Origin of the sequence: Symbiopectobacterium sp. RP, from assembly GCF_050472005.1 — a bacterium.
Classification (GTDB): Bacteria; Pseudomonadota; Gammaproteobacteria; order Enterobacterales; family Enterobacteriaceae; genus Symbiopectobacterium.
Window position 1 is genome coordinate 170,915 of the sequence record NZ_JBGOGS010000002.1, and the last position, 15,249, is coordinate 186,163.

General features: G+C 52.9%; 14 protein-coding genes and 4 pseudogenes. 11 read left to right on the forward strand and 7 right to left on the reverse strand.

Annotated features, from left to right (window positions below; all coding sequences use genetic code 11):
• Positions 1-69: 69 nt before the first annotated feature.
• Together ACD630_RS18810 and ACD630_RS18815 are read left to right on the forward strand one after the other, a co-directional pair.
• A pseudogene (locus tag ACD630_RS18810) lies at positions 70-1,424 on the forward strand (aminotransferase class I/II-fold pyridoxal phosphate-dependent enzyme).
• Entirely contained in the window at positions 1,421-3,856 is a 2,436-nt protein-coding gene (locus ACD630_RS18815) for a bifunctional aspartate kinase/homoserine dehydrogenase II (protein ID WP_430360269.1), read from the forward strand. The pseudogene ACD630_RS18810 and the gene ACD630_RS18815 overlap by 4 nt, the downstream one beginning before the upstream one ends.
• A 443-nt stretch (positions 3,857-4,299) precedes the next feature.
• Here the strand turns inward: ACD630_RS18815 and ACD630_RS18820 are convergent, their stop codons facing one another.
• Positions 4,300-4,428: a transposase gene (locus ACD630_RS18820; protein WP_430359511.1), complete on the reverse strand. Its 129-nt coding sequence runs from the start codon at positions 4,426-4,428 to the stop codon at positions 4,300-4,302.
• Between the two features lie 94 nt (positions 4,429-4,522).
• On the opposite strand from ACD630_RS18820, the pseudogene ACD630_RS18825 reads away from it, so the two are divergent.
• The 3 genes and pseudogenes from ACD630_RS18825 to ACD630_RS18835 all read left to right on the forward strand — a co-directional run.
• Positions 4,523-4,660, forward strand: a pseudogene (locus tag ACD630_RS18825) (IS256 family transposase); the annotation flags it as partial.
• Between the two features lie 90 nt (positions 4,661-4,750).
• Positions 4,751-4,942 (forward strand): transposase, encoded by a 192-nt coding sequence (locus tag ACD630_RS18830; RefSeq protein WP_430360270.1) that lies wholly within the window; start codon positions 4,751-4,753, stop codon positions 4,940-4,942.
• The gene (locus ACD630_RS18835; protein WP_430360271.1) at positions 4,867-5,112 is read left to right on the forward strand and encodes a hypothetical protein; all 246 of its coding nucleotides are present in this window, start codon (positions 4,867-4,869) and stop codon (positions 5,110-5,112) included. Before ACD630_RS18830 ends, ACD630_RS18835 begins: the two co-directional genes overlap by 76 nt.
• Positions 5,113-5,173: 61 nt before the next feature.
• On the opposite strand, the gene ACD630_RS18840 is transcribed toward ACD630_RS18835, so the two are convergent.
• Positions 5,174-5,335, reverse strand: coding sequence for a hypothetical protein (locus ACD630_RS18840; protein WP_430360272.1), 162 nt, complete (start codon positions 5,333-5,335; stop codon positions 5,174-5,176).
• A 78-nt stretch (positions 5,336-5,413) separates the two neighbouring features.
• Here ACD630_RS18840 and nfuA point away from each other — a divergent pair, with 78 nt between their 5' ends.
• The 3 genes from nfuA to ACD630_RS18855 all read left to right on the forward strand — a co-directional run bounded on the left by nfuA (position 5,414) and on the right by ACD630_RS18855 (position 7,114).
• On the forward strand, positions 5,414-5,989 hold the full coding sequence (gene nfuA, locus ACD630_RS18845; RefSeq protein WP_430360273.1) for a Fe-S biogenesis protein NfuA: 576 nt from the start codon (positions 5,414-5,416) through the stop codon (positions 5,987-5,989).
• A 209-nt stretch (positions 5,990-6,198) separates the two neighbouring features.
• Positions 6,199-6,585: an IS630 transposase-related protein gene (locus ACD630_RS18850; protein ID WP_430360274.1), complete on the forward strand. Its 387-nt coding sequence runs from the start codon at positions 6,199-6,201 to the stop codon at positions 6,583-6,585.
• On the forward strand, positions 6,509-7,114 hold the full coding sequence (locus ACD630_RS18855) for an IS630 family transposase (protein ID WP_430360275.1): 606 nt from the start codon (positions 6,509-6,511) through the stop codon (positions 7,112-7,114). The genes ACD630_RS18850 and ACD630_RS18855 overlap by 77 nt, the downstream gene beginning before the upstream one ends.
• Before the next feature lie 293 nt (positions 7,115-7,407).
• Here the strand turns inward: ACD630_RS18855 and slyD are convergent, their stop codons facing one another.
• From slyD to kefG, 4 genes are all read right to left on the reverse strand, one after another.
• Positions 7,408-7,974, reverse strand: coding sequence for a peptidylprolyl isomerase (slyD, locus tag ACD630_RS18860; RefSeq protein WP_430360276.1), 567 nt, complete (start codon positions 7,972-7,974; stop codon positions 7,408-7,410).
• Between the two features lie 92 nt (positions 7,975-8,066).
• Positions 8,067-8,264, reverse strand: a complete 198-nt coding sequence (locus ACD630_RS18865) for a YheV family putative zinc ribbon protein (protein ID WP_430360277.1) — start codon at positions 8,262-8,264, stop codon at positions 8,067-8,069.
• A gap of 29 nt (positions 8,265-8,293) precedes the next feature.
• On the reverse strand, positions 8,294-10,108 hold the full coding sequence (gene kefB / locus ACD630_RS18870) for a glutathione-regulated potassium-efflux system protein KefB (protein WP_430361186.1): 1,815 nt from the start codon (positions 10,106-10,108) through the stop codon (positions 8,294-8,296).
• Complete coding sequence (gene kefG / locus ACD630_RS18875; protein ID WP_430361187.1) at positions 10,108-10,662, reverse strand: glutathione-regulated potassium-efflux system ancillary protein KefG; 555 nt, start codon at positions 10,660-10,662, stop codon at positions 10,108-10,110. The genes kefB and kefG overlap by 1 nt, the downstream gene beginning before the upstream one ends.
• Before the next feature lie 133 nt (positions 10,663-10,795).
• Here kefG and ACD630_RS18880 point away from each other — a divergent pair, with 133 nt between their 5' ends.
• Positions 10,796-12,703, forward strand: a complete 1,908-nt coding sequence (locus tag ACD630_RS18880) for an ABC transporter ATP-binding protein (protein WP_430360278.1) — start codon at positions 10,796-10,798, stop codon at positions 12,701-12,703.
• A 321-nt stretch (positions 12,704-13,024) separates the two neighbouring features.
• Here the strand turns inward: ACD630_RS18880 and ACD630_RS18885 are convergent.
• Positions 13,025-13,724, reverse strand: a pseudogene (locus ACD630_RS18885) (LysE family translocator).
• Between the two features lie 162 nt (positions 13,725-13,886).
• On the opposite strand from ACD630_RS18885, the pseudogene ACD630_RS18890 reads away from it, so the two are divergent.
• Together ACD630_RS18890 and ACD630_RS18895 are read left to right on the forward strand one after the other, a co-directional pair.
• Positions 13,887-14,931: pseudogene (locus ACD630_RS18890) on the forward strand (hydrolase).
• Positions 14,932-14,972: 41 nt separating this feature from the next.
• Entirely contained in the window at positions 14,973-15,200 is a 228-nt protein-coding gene (locus tag ACD630_RS18895) for a YheU family protein (RefSeq protein ID WP_196908059.1), read from the forward strand.
• Positions 15,201-15,249 lie beyond the last annotated feature (49 nt).

Consider the following 15,249-nt stretch of genomic DNA (forward strand, 5'->3'; position numbering starts at 1 on the left):
TAATCAAAATTAAGTTGTTTAGCTATACTCTTGAGAGCCTATACCCTGCCGCCAGTTAGGAAAATGACCATGACGCGTAAACAAGCAACGATCGCTGTTCGTAGCGGACTTAATGATGATGAACAATACGGCTGTGTAGTTCCGCCGATTCATCTCTCCAGCACCTACAACCTCACCGGTTTCAACCAGCCAAGAGCCCATGATTACTCGCGTCGCGATAACCCGACGCATGATGTGGTGCAGCGTGCGTTGACGGAATTGGAAGGCGGGGCTGGATCAGTAATGACCAGCAGCGGCATGTCAGCCATTTTGCTGGTGTGCACTGTGTTTCTGCGTCCGGGTGATTTGTTGGTTGCGCCTCATGATTGTTATGGCGGTAGCTACCGTTTGTTTGACAGCCTCAGTAAGCGCGGTGCATTTCGCGTAAAATTTGTCGATCAGGGGGATTCGGCCGCGCTGGCAGCGGCACTGGAAGAGAAACCCAAACTGGTGCTGGTGGAAAGCCCCAGCAACCCGTTGCTGCGTGTGGTGGATATCGCCACCATTTGTCAGGCAGCGCGTGATGCGGGTGCGGTCAGCGTGGTGGACAACACCTTCCTGAGCCCGGCGTTGCAATGTCCGTTGGCATTGGGGGCGGATTTGCTGGTTCACTCCTGCACCAAGTATAGCCAAGCGACGTTATTTTGATAACAATTAGCTGTATTTTTTTGCCACATATCAGGGCATTGGCTGTAATCATTTTTAAGTCGGTTGGCTATATCTCAATGGCCACTCCGATGTGGTGGCTGGCACGGTGATTGCCAACGATCCGGCGGTGGTGACGGAACTTGCTTGGTGGGCGAACAATATTGGTGTGACGGGGGCGGCGTTTGACAGTTATAGCCAACCGACTTAAAAATGATTACAGCCAATGCCCTGATATGTGGCAAAAAAATACAGCTAATTGTTATCAAAATAACGTCGCTTGGCTATATCTGCTGCTGTGCGGATTGCATACCTTGGGCCCTCGTATGGCCGCTGCGCAGAAAAATGCGCTGCAACTGATTGATTACCTGAAAACGCAGCCGCTGGTGAAAAAGCTTTATCACCCTTCGCTGCCGAACAATCCCGGTCATGAGATTGCACGTCGTCAGCAGTCCGGTTTCGGTACCATGTTGAGCTTTGAACTGAACGGTGATGAAGACACCCTGCGCCGTTTCCTAGGGGAGTTGGAACTGTTTACACTGGCAGAATCGCTGGGCGGCATGGAAAGCCTGATTTCTCATGCAGCCACCATGACCCATGCGTGCATGGCACCGGAAGCGCGTGCGGCAGCAGGTATCTCCGAAACTCTGCTGCGTATTTCGGTCGGCATTGAAGACGGTGACGATCTGGTTGCAGATCTGGATCGAGCATTTCGGGTGGCAACTGAGGGAGCAGCATGAGTGCGTTAGGCGTATCAGCTGCGGTTTCTGGCCGCCAACTGCATAAATTTGGCGGCAGCAGTCTGGCAGATGTGAAGTGTTATCAACGTGTCGCGGGGATTATGGCCGAGTATAGCAGCCCCGGCGATTTGATGGTGGTGTCAGCCGCTGGCGGCACAACCAACCAACTGATTAGCTGGTTGAAACTGAGCCAGAGTGATCGTCTGTCTGCCCATCAGGTGCAGCAGGCGCTGCGTCGTTACCAAAGCGATTTGATTGCCGGTTTGCTGCCTGCGGATGCCGCAGAGCGGTTGACCACTCTTTTTATCCGCGATCTGGAGCGTCTGTCGGCGCTGCTAGATGGTGGCGTGACCGATGCGGTTTATGCCGAAGTAGTGGGGCACGGTGAAATTTGGTCTGCGCACCTGATGGCGGCGGTACTGAACTTGAGCAACATCGATGCCAACTGGCTGGACGCCCGCGACTTTTTACGCGCTGAACGGGCTGCACAGCCGCAGGTGGACGAAGGTCGCTCCTGGCCGCTGCTGCAACAGTTGTTGACGCAGCATGCGGGGCAAAGGCTGGTGGTGACCGGTTTTATCAGCCGCAACGAAGCCGGTGAAACGGTCTTGCTGGGGCGCAACGGCAGTGACTATTCGGCGACGCAAATTGGTGCGCTGGCGGGCGTGGAGCGTGTGACCATTTGGAGCGATGTGGCCGGTGTTTACAGTGCCGATCCCCGTAAGGTGAAAGATGCCTGTTTGCTGCCTCTGCTGCGCCTTGATGAGGCCAGCGAACTGGCGCGTCTGGCAGCGCCGGTGCTGCATGCACGCACCTTGCAGCCAGTGTCAGCAAGCGATATCGATCTGCAATTACGTTGCAGTTACAACCCGGAACAAGGCTCTACGCGCATTGAACGCGTGTTAGCGTCGGGCACGGGGGCGAAGATTGTCACCAGCCACGATGACGTTTGTCTGATCGACGTGCAGATACCTACACAGCATGATTTTGCGCGCGTGCACAAAGAGATCGAACAATACGTTAGCCGTGCGCAAGTGCGTCCTCTAGCGATTGGCGTGCACGCCGATCGCAATCTGGTGCAGTTGTGTTACACCTCGGAAGTGGTGGACAGCGCCTGGCATGCATTGGAACAGGCCGGATTGCCCGTGACGTTCACGCTGCGTGAAGGATCAGCGCTGGTGGCCATGGTTGGGGCCGGCGTGTGCCGTAACCCGCTGCACAGCCACCGTTTTTATCAGCAGTTAAAAGATCAGCCCATCGAGTTTTTTTGGCAGTCCGACGATGGCATTAGCCTGGTAGCGGTACTGCGCGTGGGCCCGACGGAGCATTTGATTCGTGGTTTGCATCAGTCGTTATTCCGTGCAGAAAAACGAATCGGGTTGGTACTGTTCGGCAAGGGCAATATTGGCTCCCGCTGGCTGGAGCTGTTTGCGCACGAGCAGGCGCTGATTTCGGCGCGTACCGGCTTTGAGTTTGTGCTGGCGGGCGTAGTAGACAGCACGCGTAGCCTGCTGAACTACGACGGTCTGGAAGCCACTCGCGTGCTGGCCTTCTTTGATGATGAAGCGCAGGAGCGTGATGGGGAAGATCTCTTCCTGTGGATGCGTGCTCATCCCTACGATGACCTAGTGGTGTTGGATGTGACCGCCAGTGAAGCGGTATCAGATCTCTATCTCGATTTCGCCAGCTACGGTTTTCACGTGATCAGCGCCAATAAGATTGTGGGGGCATCCAGTGGCGATCGTTATCGCCAGATCCGCGATGCCTTTGCCAAAACCGGACGTCACTGGCTGTATAACGCTACGGTGGGTGCAGGGCTGCCGGTGAACTATGCGGTGCACGATCTGCGCGACAGCGGTGACAGCATTTTAGCCATCAGCGGCATCTTCTCCGGCACTTTGTCGTGGCTGTTCCTGCAATTTGATGGCAGCGTACCGTTCACCGAACTGGTGGATCAGGCCTGGCAACAGGGGCTGACGGAGCCGGACCCGCGCGTCGATCTTTCCGGGCAGGACGTAATGCGCAAACTGGTGATTTTAGTGCGCGAAGCGGGTTATGACATCGAACCCAATCAGGTGCGGGTGGAATCACTGGCGCCTGCGGGCAGTGAAGCGGGGTCGATCGATCAGTTTTTTGAAAATGGCGATTCGCTCAACGAGCAGATGGTACAGCGTCTGGAAGCGGCGCAGGAAATGGGGTTGGTGCTGCGTCACGTAGCGCGTTTCGATGTTAGCGGCAAAGCGCGTGTGGGCGTGGAAGCGGTGCGACCGGATCATCCGCTGGCTTCCCTGCTGCCGTGTGACAACGTCTTCGCGATCGAAAGCCGATGGTATCGCGACAACCCGCTGGTGATTCGCGGGCCGGGTGCCGGGCGCGATGTAACGGCCGGGGCGATTCAGTCGGATCTCAACCGATTGGCGCAATTGCTGTAGTAAACGCCTCTGAAACAGGGCGGCCTTTGGCCGCTCAGATTGATGACAAAACCATGTTGCCCCTCATCATCCTCGGCGAAAGCCGGGGATCTCTGTGAGAAGAAACGCGTTTCACCTGCAAGAGATTCCTGTCTGCGCGGAAATGACCGTTTTAGATATGTTTATTAGCTATAGCCAAGCGACATTATTTTGATAACAATTAGCTGTATTTTTTTGCCACATATTAGGGCATTGGCTGTAATCATTTTTAAGTCGGTTGTCTATACCTCAGTGGCCCTCTCCGCTGAGGTGCTTTACTTGTCACTGAAATGTCATGGCGTTAACACGTCGTTGACATCATTACCCCGGACAATCGCCTGCATCGAAAGGTTTGTTTGGGGGCACAGGTGTGCAAAATAGAAGGTCTTCTTCCGCTGCGCTATAGCCAAGCGACTTAATTTTGATTACACCATATGGACTGAGAACAAAATCTCTGTATCGCAACCACTCTCTCTTTTTTTGCTTTTTGCTTGTGCCCATTTATGCTCAATGGGGTTAAGATCTGGCGAATATGTAGGCAAATACTCCACCATATATAGCCAACCGACTTAAAAATGATTACAGCCAATGCCCTAATATGTGGCAAAAAAATACAGCTAATTGTTATCAAAATAATGTCGCTTGGCTATATTTAAGCTGCTCCAGTCTGCTCAGAAAAGCTGGAACCGACTAAGAGGATTTGACCTGCTGACCCTAGTTGTAAGCAACGTCCAATTTAAGGATGGAGAACAGATTCACGAAGCATCGGAGCGGAACGTAGCCTGATCGCCATACACCAGATTTGCTAATAACTCTTTCTATTCCTAGGTCACACAAGTCCTTATCCCAGTACTCCCTAAAAACAGGGTAATCGTGATGGACAATGCAACTTTTCACAAAAAACATAATATTCAACAAGTCATCATCGATGCAGGGTATATGCTGGAGTATTTGCCTACATATTCGCCAGATCTTAACCCCATTGAGCATAAATGGGCACAAGCAAAAAGCAAAAAAAGAGAGAGTGGTTGCGATACAGAGATTTTGTTCTCAGTCCATATGGTGTAATCAAAATTAAGTCGCTTTGCTATATCATCCACATGCGCTCAGGCGTGTGCGTCATACACCCCTGCAACAGCACCTGTGCGCCTCTGAGCGGCGCTACAACCTGCGTCATGTGTTTGCTTGCGACCAGGATCTCTCTGGGCTGCGGGTGGCGCTGGTGGATAACGTGGTGACCACCGGCAATACGGTGACAGAGATCTGCCGCGTTTTACAGGCACAGGGGGTCGCGCATATTCAGGTGTGGTGCCTGTACCGCACGCTGCTCGATGCGTGAGCGCCTTTGTTGCCATAAATGGCATTTACCGTGAATGAATTGGAGTTATAGCAAACCGACTTAAAAATGATTACAACAGATACCCTGATATGCGGCAAAAAAGCATAGCTGGCTGTTATCAAAATAATGTCGGTTGGCTATAACGCCACGATGGGCGTATTATGACCGATAAGCGTAGTCAACTATTGAGTTAACCCACTATGATCCGTATTACCGACTCTGCACAAGACCACTTTGTCAAACTGCTGGTAAAACAAGAAGAAGGCACACAAATTCGCGTCTTCGTTATCAATCCGGGCACGCCTAACGCTGAGTGTGGCGTTTCCTATTGTCCGCCGGATGCGGTGGAAGCTTCCGACACTGAACTGAAGTTCGAGAAACTTTCCGCCTACGTGGATGAACTGAGTGCACCTTACTTGGAAGATGCTGAAATCGACTTCGTTACCGATCAGTTGGGCTCTCAACTGACGCTGAAAGCGCCTAACGCAAAAATGCGCAAAGTGGGTGACGATGCGCCGTTGATGGAACGCGTGGAGTATGTGCTGCAATCCCAGATCAACCCTCAGTTGGCCGGGCACGGTGGTAGTATAACGCTGATGGAAATCACCGATGATGGCTTGGCTATCCTGCAATTCGGCGGCGGTTGCAACGGCTGTTCAATGGTCGATTACACGCTGAAAGAAGGGATAGAGAAAGAGCTGCTAGAGAAATTCCCTGAGCTGAAAGGCGTGCGCGATTTGACAGAGCACCAGCGCGGCGAACATTCATACTATTGATCCACTGATCGCCATACTCCCCACGTCCCCGTGGGGAGCAAACCTCAACCCATCAACGCTCACTGGCTCCACTCGCCGTTTCAGGCGGCAACGCCAAACCACGTCGTAGATCGAGATCGCGAATCAAACGTTCTAGGTGACGATCGCTGAATATTGATGTCACCGTTCTGCTTATAGCTAAACGACTTAATTTTGATTACATTATTTAAATGAGCTATTCAATTGATTTTAGACGTAAAGTGATATCTACACGGGAAGAAGAAGGGTTGAGTATCCGAGAAACAGCGAAGCAATTTCGGATTAGCCCTGCCTCTGTATCGCGTTGGATTAATCAAATAGCGTCAAAAGCATCGACCACGCGTCAGCGAAAGAGCGATAAATCCGAGTTGATAAAAGATGTTGAACCATATCCAGATGCTTACCAAAAAGAACGTGCAGAGCGTTTTGGCGTTTGTCAGAAGGCCATTTGGCAAGCTCTTAAAAAGCTGGAATTGACCTATATAGCCAACCGACTTAAAAATGATTACAGCCAATGCCCTGATATGTGGCAAAAAAATACAGCTAATTGTTATCAAAATAATGTCGCTTGGCTATAAAAAAACTCTACATCATCCGAAAACCGACGAAAGCGCCCGGCAAGCATTTCAACAAAAAATACAACAGTATGAAAAAGAAGGTAAACCCATTGTTTTTATTGATGAAAGTGGTTTTCCACACGATACCCCACGGACTCACGGCTATTCCCCAAAAGGTCAACGGTGTTTTGGCCTGAAGAACTGGGGAGCCAAGGGAAAAACAAATGTTATCGGCGCGTTATTAGGCACAACGCTGTTTGCTATCGGATTATTTGATATCAATATTAACAGCGATGTTTTCTATTCCTGGGTCACACAAGTCCTTATCCCAGTACTCCCTAAAAACAGGGTAATCGTGATGGACAATGCAACTTTTCACAAAAAACATAATATTCAACAAGTCATCATCGATGCAGGGTATATGGTGGAGTATTTGCCTACATATTCGCCAGATCTTAACCCAATTGAGCATAAATGGGCACAAGCAAAAAGCAAAAAAAGAGAGAGTGGTTGCGATACAGAGATTTTGTTCTCAGTCCATATGGTGTAATCAAAATTAAGTCGGTTGGCTATATAACATTCTCGGGAACGTTTGCAGATTGTTCGCCAAAGCACCGATAAGTGTCAATAAGCCCTCCGAGGCTTTTAACCGGTTATGTGATGAACATCCCTAGTTGGGCAGAAAAGCAGGAAAGCGTAATGCGAAAATAACACGATGAAAGATGGGTAAAATCAACACGTTCAGTGCTAATGGCGCAGGTTGCAACACGAAAAAAACCCGGCCGCGCCTAGCGCTCCGGGTTTGTAACGGTGAGGACACGCCTCACGGGCATACGCCGAAAATCAATGGCAACCGCAGCCGCCATGACCACCGCAGCCGCCTTTACCGTGTCCGTGTTCGTGACCACCACAGCAACCTTCACCGTGCTCATGATGATGATCGTGCTCGCCGTGTACGTGACCGTGTGCGATCTCTTCTTCCGTGGCTTCACGGATAGCAACCACTTCGACGTTGAACTTCAGGTTTTGACCTGCCAGCATGTGGTTACCGTCAACCACTACGTGGTCATCTTCCACTTCAGTGATTTCAACCGGTACCTGACCCTGATCGGTATCAGCCAGGAAACGCATGCCCACTTGCAGCTCATCAACACCCATGAAGACGTCTTTCAGTACGCGCTGCACCAGGTTTTCATCGTATTCGCCGTAGGAGTCGTTAGAGCCGACAGCAACGTCAAACTTGTCACCCACTTCGCGGCCTTCAAGCGCTTTTTCTAGGCCAGAAATCAGGGAACCGTGACCGTGCAGGTAGTCCAACGTCGCGCTCACCGGAGACTCATCAACCAATACACCATCTTCTGTACGTACCTGGTAGGCCAAGCTGACCACCAGATTTTTTGCAACTTTCATGACATCTCCTACCGTTGGAAATCAAAACTGGCGCAAATTGTAGCTGAAAAAAATCCCCATGTACCGTCTGGGATAAAAAAATGACCCACCAATCAATCAGGATGAAAAATGCCGATGATATGCTCGCCCTGCCGCTCTGGCGCAGCTGGAGGCGGATCTGACTGGCTCTGACGATAGCCACACTTGACGCAGGTGACCACATCTACATGATCTTCCTGCCCTACGGCCAGCGTATCCTGTGCCTGACACTGAGGACACACGGCACCCGCGATAAACCGTTTACGTTGCATCTTGCCTTCCTCGCTGCATGCGACACATGCTATTCGTACTCATCCCAGTCATCCAGACGACGGCGCTCGTGCTGCATTTCGCGTTGGAAAATGTCTTCCAACTCCCGCCGCGCTTCTTTGACGCGCGAAACCTGCGCCACATCGGCATCCCCCTGACGTATCGGCATCAATTCACGCAGCATGCGCATATCCAAGCGCCGAAAATGCTGCTGTGCCCGATAAGCCTGATGAGGATGCATCCCCACCGACGTCAACGTTTTACGCCCCAGTTCCAGCGCACTCGAAAAGGTTTCACGCGCGAAATGTTTGACACCAGACTGCAATAATTCATGGGCTTCAACACGTCCGCGCGCGCGCGCCAGAATTTCCAGATTGGGAAAATGCTTTTGGCACAGGTGCACGATGGCCATGGTGTCTTCCGGCTCATTACAGGTGATCACAATCGCGCTCGCCTGTTCAGCACCGGCCGCCCGCAGCAGTTCCAATTCAGTGGCATCACCGTAGTACACTTTGTAACCATAGCTGCGCATCAGGCTGACGGCGCTGATATCACGTTCCAATACCGTGATGCGCATTTTGTTCGCCATCAGCAAACGCCCGATCACCTGCCCAAAACGCCCAAACCCGACAATGATCACCTGCGGCTCGTCATCTTGCACATAATGCTTTTCGTCATGCTCCTTCGTAGCGTTATAACGATGCGCCAGAATGCGGTCTATCCCCTGCATCAGCAGCGGCTTGGTCATCATGGAGAGGGTTACCGTGACCAGTAGCAACGGAAGCTGTTCACCCTGTAGCACCTTGTGCGCCGCTGCCGCAGAAAACAGCACAAACGCAAACTCCCCGCCCTGACTCAGCACCCCGGCGAACTGAAGCCGTTCAGAGCGCCGCATCCGGTTCACGCGCGCCAATACGTACAGCACGATGCCCTTCACCGTGACCAGAAGGAATACGCCCAGCAACACTTCGTCGATGTGGGTAAACAACACCCCCAGATCGAGTGCCATGCCCACGGAGATAAAAAACAGTCCGAGCAGCAATCCCTTAAAAGGCTCGATGGAAATTTCCAGCTCGTGGCGATACTCACTTTCCGCCAACAACACGCCTGCGATAAAGGTGCCCAACGCCATGGAGAAACCCAACGCATCCATAAAGACCGCAGATCCAAGCACCAGCAGCAGCGCCGCGGCGGTAAACACTTCACGCACGCCGGAGGCGGCTATAAACCGGAATAGCGGACGCACCAGATAGCGTCCACCTATCAACATGCCGATAAAGGCCGCGACCTTGATGGCAACGTCTTTCCAGTCGGTCACTTCGCCCTGCACTCCGGCCAGCACTGGCACCAACGCCAGAGCGGGGATGACCGCCAAGTCCTGAAACAGCAGTACCGCGAACCCCAACTGGCCGGATTCGCTGCGGTTCATTCCCTTCTCGCGCATCAGCTGCAGCGCCATCGCGGTGGAAGACATCGCCAACCCAACGCCACCAATCAGCGCTGATTGCCAGGAAAAGCAGGTCAGGTAAAGTAAGCCGCCAAGGACCGCCGCGCTGAACCCAACCTGAGCGGCACCAATCCCGAAGATGGATCGCCGTAATGTCCATAACTTTTGCGGATTCAGCTCCAGCCCAATGATAAACATCAGGAACACCACGCCAAGCTCAGAGAAATGCAGGATAGCGTCAACGTCGCGGATAAAGCCCAGCCCCCAAGGACCAATGGCGATACCTGCAATCAAATACCCCAATACCGCACCAATGCCCAATCGGCTAGCGATAGGTACCATCAGTACAGCGACAAACAGAAACAGAATGCCCGCACTCAGCAGGGGGGAACTCTCCATCACTCACCCTCCATTTTGGGTAACGGGGAAGCCAGCCATTCGCTATACGCCTCGGCGTAGCTTGCCAGCACATCGACGGGCAACCTGCGCGCCCAATAAACCATCAGCGGCGGTAGCCAATGCATACGACACATGGCCGCCGTCATTTCAAACGGACGCAGCACCTCTTCCATACTGAAGCGGTTATTACCTTCCAAGTGATAGCTCTCTTCCGACTCACCCGTGGTGATTACCGAACGCCAATATTTGCCCGCCAATGCATTACCACCGATACCATTGGCAAACCCACGCGACAGCACGCGGTCAAACCACTCCTTTAGCAGCGCCGGGCAACTGTAAGTATAGAGTGGGTGCTGAAACACAATCACCTGATGTTCGCGTAGCAGCTGTTGCTCGTAGTGAATATCAACAAAAAAGTCCGGATAGTGAGCGTACAGATCGTGTACGGTAACATGGGCTAACTGGTGCGCCGGTTGTAGCAAAACCCGGTTGGCTATCGAGTCTTGCGATTCTGGATGGGCATACAGCAGCAAAATCTTCGGTGGCTGCGACATCATTCCCCTCCAAAGCGTCGTCATGAGCGCGGTTTTCCGCTACCATGCTGCGCGATAACGATACGACAAACAGGACGTTCGCGGTCCCAAGATAACCGTGATAATTTAACATACTCTGAACATGTGACGCTTTATGATTGTTTTCTCCACTTTGCAAATTCGGCGCGGCGTGCGTGTCTTGCTTGATAACGCCACCGCCACCATCAATCCAGGCCAGAAGGTTGGATTGGTCGGTAAAAACGGCTGCGGCAAGTCCACGCTACTCTCGTTGCTAAAAGGCGAGATCGGTGCCGATGGCGGCAGCGCCACGTTTCCGAGTAACTGGGCACTGGCTTGGGTCAATCAGGAAACGCCCGCGCTGGATGTGCCCACCATTGACTATGTTATTGACGGCGATCGTGAATTTCGCCAGTTAGAAGCTGAACTTCAACACGCCAACGACATTAAAGATGGTAACGCCATCGCCCGTGCACACGGCAAACTGGATGCGATTCAAGCTTGGAGTATTCCGGCGCGCGCCGCCAGCCTGCTCGATGGCCTTGGCTTTACCCAGGCCCAATTGCAGCAGCCAGTACGTGATTTTTCCGGCGGATGGCGTATGCGCCTTAATCTGGCCCAGGCGCTGATTTGCCGCTCCGACCTGTTACTGCTCGACGAACCGACCAACCACCTCGATCTGGACGCGGTGATCTGGCTGGAGAAATGGCTGAAAAGCTATCCGGGAACACTGGTGCTGATCTCCCACGATCGCGACTTCCTCGATCCTATCGTCAACAAGATCCTGCACATCGAGCAGGAGACGCTGTTCGAATACACCGGGAACTACTCCTCGTTCGAACGCCAGCGCGCTACGTGTTTAGCGCAGCAGCAGGCGTTGTATGAGCATCAGCAAGAGCGCGTGGCGCACTTGCAACACTATATCGATCGCTTTCGCGCACAGGCTACCAAAGCCAAGCAGGCTCAAAGCCGGATTAAAATGCTGGAGCGCATGGAGCTTATTGCCCCGGCACACGTCGATAACCCGTTCCGTTTCAGTTTCCGTGCGCCAGAGTCGCTGCCGAACCCGTTGCTACGCATGGAGAAGGTGAGCGCAGGCTACGGTGACAAACTGATTCTGGAATCCATCAAGCTCAATCTGGTGCCGGGTTCACGCATTGGCCTGCTGGGGCACAATGGTGCCGGTAAATCGACGCTGATCAAGTTGCTAACGGGCGAACTGGCCCCGTTGCACGGCGAAATCGGGCTGGCGAAGGGCGTTAAGCTCGGCTATTTCGCCCAGCATCAGCTTGAGTTTCTGCGTGCTGATGAATCCCCGCTGCAACATCTGGTCCGTTTGGCGGAGCGGGAAACCGAGCAGCAGCTGCGCGATTACCTAGGCGGCTTCGGTTTTCAGGGCGACAAAGTGACGGAAGTGACCGAGCGTTTCTCAGGCGGTGAAAAAGCCCGTTTGGTGCTGGCATTGATCGTGTGGGAGCGCCCTAACCTGCTGTTGCTCGATGAACCGACCAACCATCTCGATCTGGACATGCGTCAGGCACTGACAGAAGCGTTGATCGATTTCGAAGGCGCGCTGGTGGTGATCTCCCACTATCGACATCTGATCCGATCCACCACGGACGATCTCTATCTGGTACACGATCGCAAAGTGGAGCCGTTTGATGGCGACCTAGAGGATTACCAGCAATGGCTAACGGACGTGCAGCGCCAAAACAGCGCCGCTGAATCCGTCGAGAAACCCGCCTCAACCAACAACGCACAGGCACGTAAAGATCAAAAGCGGCGCGAAGCGGAGCTGCGCACCCAAACCCAACCGCTGCGTAAAAAGATTACTCAGTATGAGCAGCAGATGGAGAAACTCTCCGATGCGTTGGCAAAAGTCGAAGCGCGTTTATCGGACAGCGAACTGTACGACCAAAGTCGCAAAGCCGAACTGACGGAATGCCTGCAACAGCAGGCCAAACTCAAAAGCGAACAGGAAGAGGCAGAGATGGCTTGGCTGGACGCGCAAGAGCAGCTAGAACAGATGCTGAATGAGGGGTAGTCAGGCCCCTGAAAGGGGATATCTGTTAGCACAGTGCATATTTCGTGCGCGTTAACAGGCTCTGATTCCTGCTACCTCTGTAACCGCGCCCGACACGAGGCGCTCAATCGCCGCCACCTCGTGGCTCCAGGCTTTACGCGAGGAATCACGCCGCTACGCGGTCTCTTCGGCGTTCGTATCCGCATCTCGGACCACCAGCGACGCGCTCCCGGCGCGGCGCTGGTTTTCGCAGCATCCATGCCGCTCATCCGGCGGACACGCCCACCTCAGCGCGATTTTTTACGCGATTAACGACAAAAACTAAAAGACAAAATCAGATCATCAGTGCCAGATCAGCAGTACACAGGCCGCGGTAAGCACGCCCATCGAGACGTTAAAAATCACCCATGCTTTGCGGCTACGCAATAAACGGCCAATCGCCGTGCCGAAACCCAGCCAGATAACGCCTGAAACCAGATTAACCAACACAATGCCAAAACTTATCAGCAGCACCGAATGGTTATAGCCGCTGCCCGCCAGACTGAAACTTGCGACTGAACACAGCGCCATTAGCCAGGCTTTGGGATTTAGAAACTGAAGCAGCCAGCCTTGATACAGTCGCAGCGGCTGCTGCGGCGGCGGTGCACTGGCCTCCAGCCGTTCGTAGGCCGCCGTGGCAATTTTCCACGCCAGCCACAGCAGGTAGAGACTGCCGAGTACTTTAAGTATTAGGTGCAACGAGTGATATAGCAGGATCATGCCGCCCACGCCAAATGCCACCAGCAGTAAAATGCTCTGCATGCCGAGCATGATACCCACCATCAGCCACAGCGATCGCATAAAGCCGAAGTTGGCACCGGAGGTCGTCAGCAGCATGTTATAGCCAAGCGACATTATTTTGATAACAATTAGCTGTATTTTTTTTCCACATATCAGGGCATTGGTTGTAATCATTTTTAAGTCGTTTTGCTATATTCGGGCTAGGCGTGATCACCGCCACCCAGAGAAAAGTCAACATCGATAAAAATAAGCCCTGTTCCACGTTTTGACTGCCCCTTGTCCCCACCGTTACGGTATGATTTATTGACCTGACTGAACGTTAGCCTGCCTGTTACACTGCAATGCTCGCCGAGCGGCGCAAGCAGGTTAGCGCAGTGTGATGAATATCGCACAATTATTTCCCGAGGTCGTTTCGATTCCCATGTTGTCCTCAACATTTCGCCCGTTACGCGGGGCTGATAACCCGCATATACAAACGCTGTTGCCGCGCTTGATTCGCCGCCGTGCCCGTTTGCAGCCGGTGTGGCAACAACTCGATCTGCCTGACGGCGATTTTGTTGATCTGGCCTGGAGCGAAGCGCCTCAAGGCGCGCGCTATAAACCCCGCGTGGTGCTATTTCACGGTCGGGAAGACAGCTTTCACAGTCCCTATGCGCACGGTTTGTTACAAGCGTGCCGTGAGCAAGGCTGGCTGACGGTGATCATGCATTTTCGCGGCTGTAGCGGCCGCCCCAACCGTCTGAATCGTATCTATAGCCAAACGACTTAAAAATGATTACAACCAATGCCCTGATATGTGGAAAAAAAATACAGCTAATTGTTATCAAAATAATGTCGCTTTGCTATACCATTCTGGTGAAACCGATGATGGCAGCTATCTGCTGCGCTGGATGCAGGATACTCTAGGCGAAGCACCGACTGCTGCCATCGGCATTTCTCTGGGCGGCAATATGCTGGCTTGCCTGCTGGCTAAACGGGAAGAAGCCCGGTTGCTCTCAGCTGCGGCGATAGTCTCCTCACCGTTTCATCTCGACGCCTGTAGCCGCAGGATAGAAAAGGGATTTTCCCTTATTTATCAGCGCCATCTTGTCGGACAGTTAAAGCAGAATGCCCTGCGTAAGCTGGCATGCTACCCGGGTTCGTTACCGATTATCCCGGCACAGTTGCGACGTATAAAGGGATTGCGTGAGTTTGATGATGCGATCACTGCCCGTATTCATGGTTTTCAGGATGCTGCCGACTACTACCATCAGTACAGTGCACTGGCGTTGCTGCCCACCATTCGCACGCCGACGCTGATCATCCATGCGCAGGACGATCCTTTTATGACACCCGAGGTGATCCCGGACATCAGCCACCTGCCCGACACCATCGAATACCAGCTGACAGCGCACGGCGGGCACGTCGGGTTTGTCGGTGGTACATTACTGAAACCGGAAATGTGGCTGGAACAACGCATTCCGACCTAGTTCACGCGCTTTCTATCGGCGGACACCGCAGAGGCAACAGCATGATGATTCCCTGGCAGCAGCTTGATAGCGATACGCTGCAAAATATTATTGAATCTTTTGTATTACGTGAAGGCACTGATTACGGCGAGCAGGAGCGTTCACTGGAGGAAAAAGTCAGGGATATTCGTCGCCAGCTTGCCTCGGGCGACGTGGTGCTGGTGTGGTCAGAGCTGCATGAAACGCTGAATATCATGCCGCGCACCCAGCTAAACGAAAATACGCCGTAACGTGATAAATAGTCGTTTCCTGACGTGCGGGGGGTCGTCTTGCGTCACC

What these genes read in the sequence shown, in the direction of transcription:
- ACD630_RS18815 (WP_430360269.1), top strand. Translation starts at nt 1,421, where the DNA reads ATGAGTGCGTTAGGCGTATCAGCTGCGGTTTCTGGCCGCCAACTGCAT.
- ACD630_RS18820 (WP_430359511.1), bottom strand. Translation starts at nt 4,428, where the DNA reads ATGGTGGAGTATTTGCCTACATATTCGCCAGATCTTAACCCCATTGAG.
- ACD630_RS18830 (WP_430360270.1), top strand. Translation starts at nt 4,751, where the DNA reads ATGGACAATGCAACTTTTCACAAAAAACATAATATTCAACAAGTCATC.
- ACD630_RS18835 (WP_430360271.1), top strand. Translation starts at nt 4,867, where the DNA reads ATGGGCACAAGCAAAAAGCAAAAAAAGAGAGAGTGGTTGCGATACAGA.
- nfuA (WP_430360273.1), top strand. Translation starts at nt 5,414, where the DNA reads ATGATCCGTATTACCGACTCTGCACAAGACCACTTTGTCAAACTGCTG.
- ACD630_RS18850 (WP_430360274.1), top strand. Translation starts at nt 6,199, where the DNA reads ATGAGCTATTCAATTGATTTTAGACGTAAAGTGATATCTACACGGGAA.
- ACD630_RS18855 (WP_430360275.1), top strand. Translation starts at nt 6,509, where the DNA reads ATGATTACAGCCAATGCCCTGATATGTGGCAAAAAAATACAGCTAATT.
- slyD (WP_430360276.1), bottom strand. Translation starts at nt 7,974, where the DNA reads ATGAAAGTTGCAAAAAATCTGGTGGTCAGCTTGGCCTACCAGGTACGT.
- ACD630_RS18865 (WP_430360277.1), bottom strand. Translation starts at nt 8,264, where the DNA reads ATGCAACGTAAACGGTTTATCGCGGGTGCCGTGTGTCCTCAGTGTCAG.
- kefB (WP_430361186.1), bottom strand. Translation starts at nt 10,108, where the DNA reads ATGGAGAGTTCCCCCCTGCTGAGTGCGGGCATTCTGTTTCTGTTTGTC.
- kefG (WP_430361187.1), bottom strand. Translation starts at nt 10,662, where the DNA reads ATGTCGCAGCCACCGAAGATTTTGCTGCTGTATGCCCATCCAGAATCG.
- ACD630_RS18880 (WP_430360278.1), top strand. Translation starts at nt 10,796, where the DNA reads ATGATTGTTTTCTCCACTTTGCAAATTCGGCGCGGCGTGCGTGTCTTG.
- ACD630_RS18895 (WP_196908059.1), top strand. Translation starts at nt 14,973, where the DNA reads ATGATGATTCCCTGGCAGCAGCTTGATAGCGATACGCTGCAAAATATT.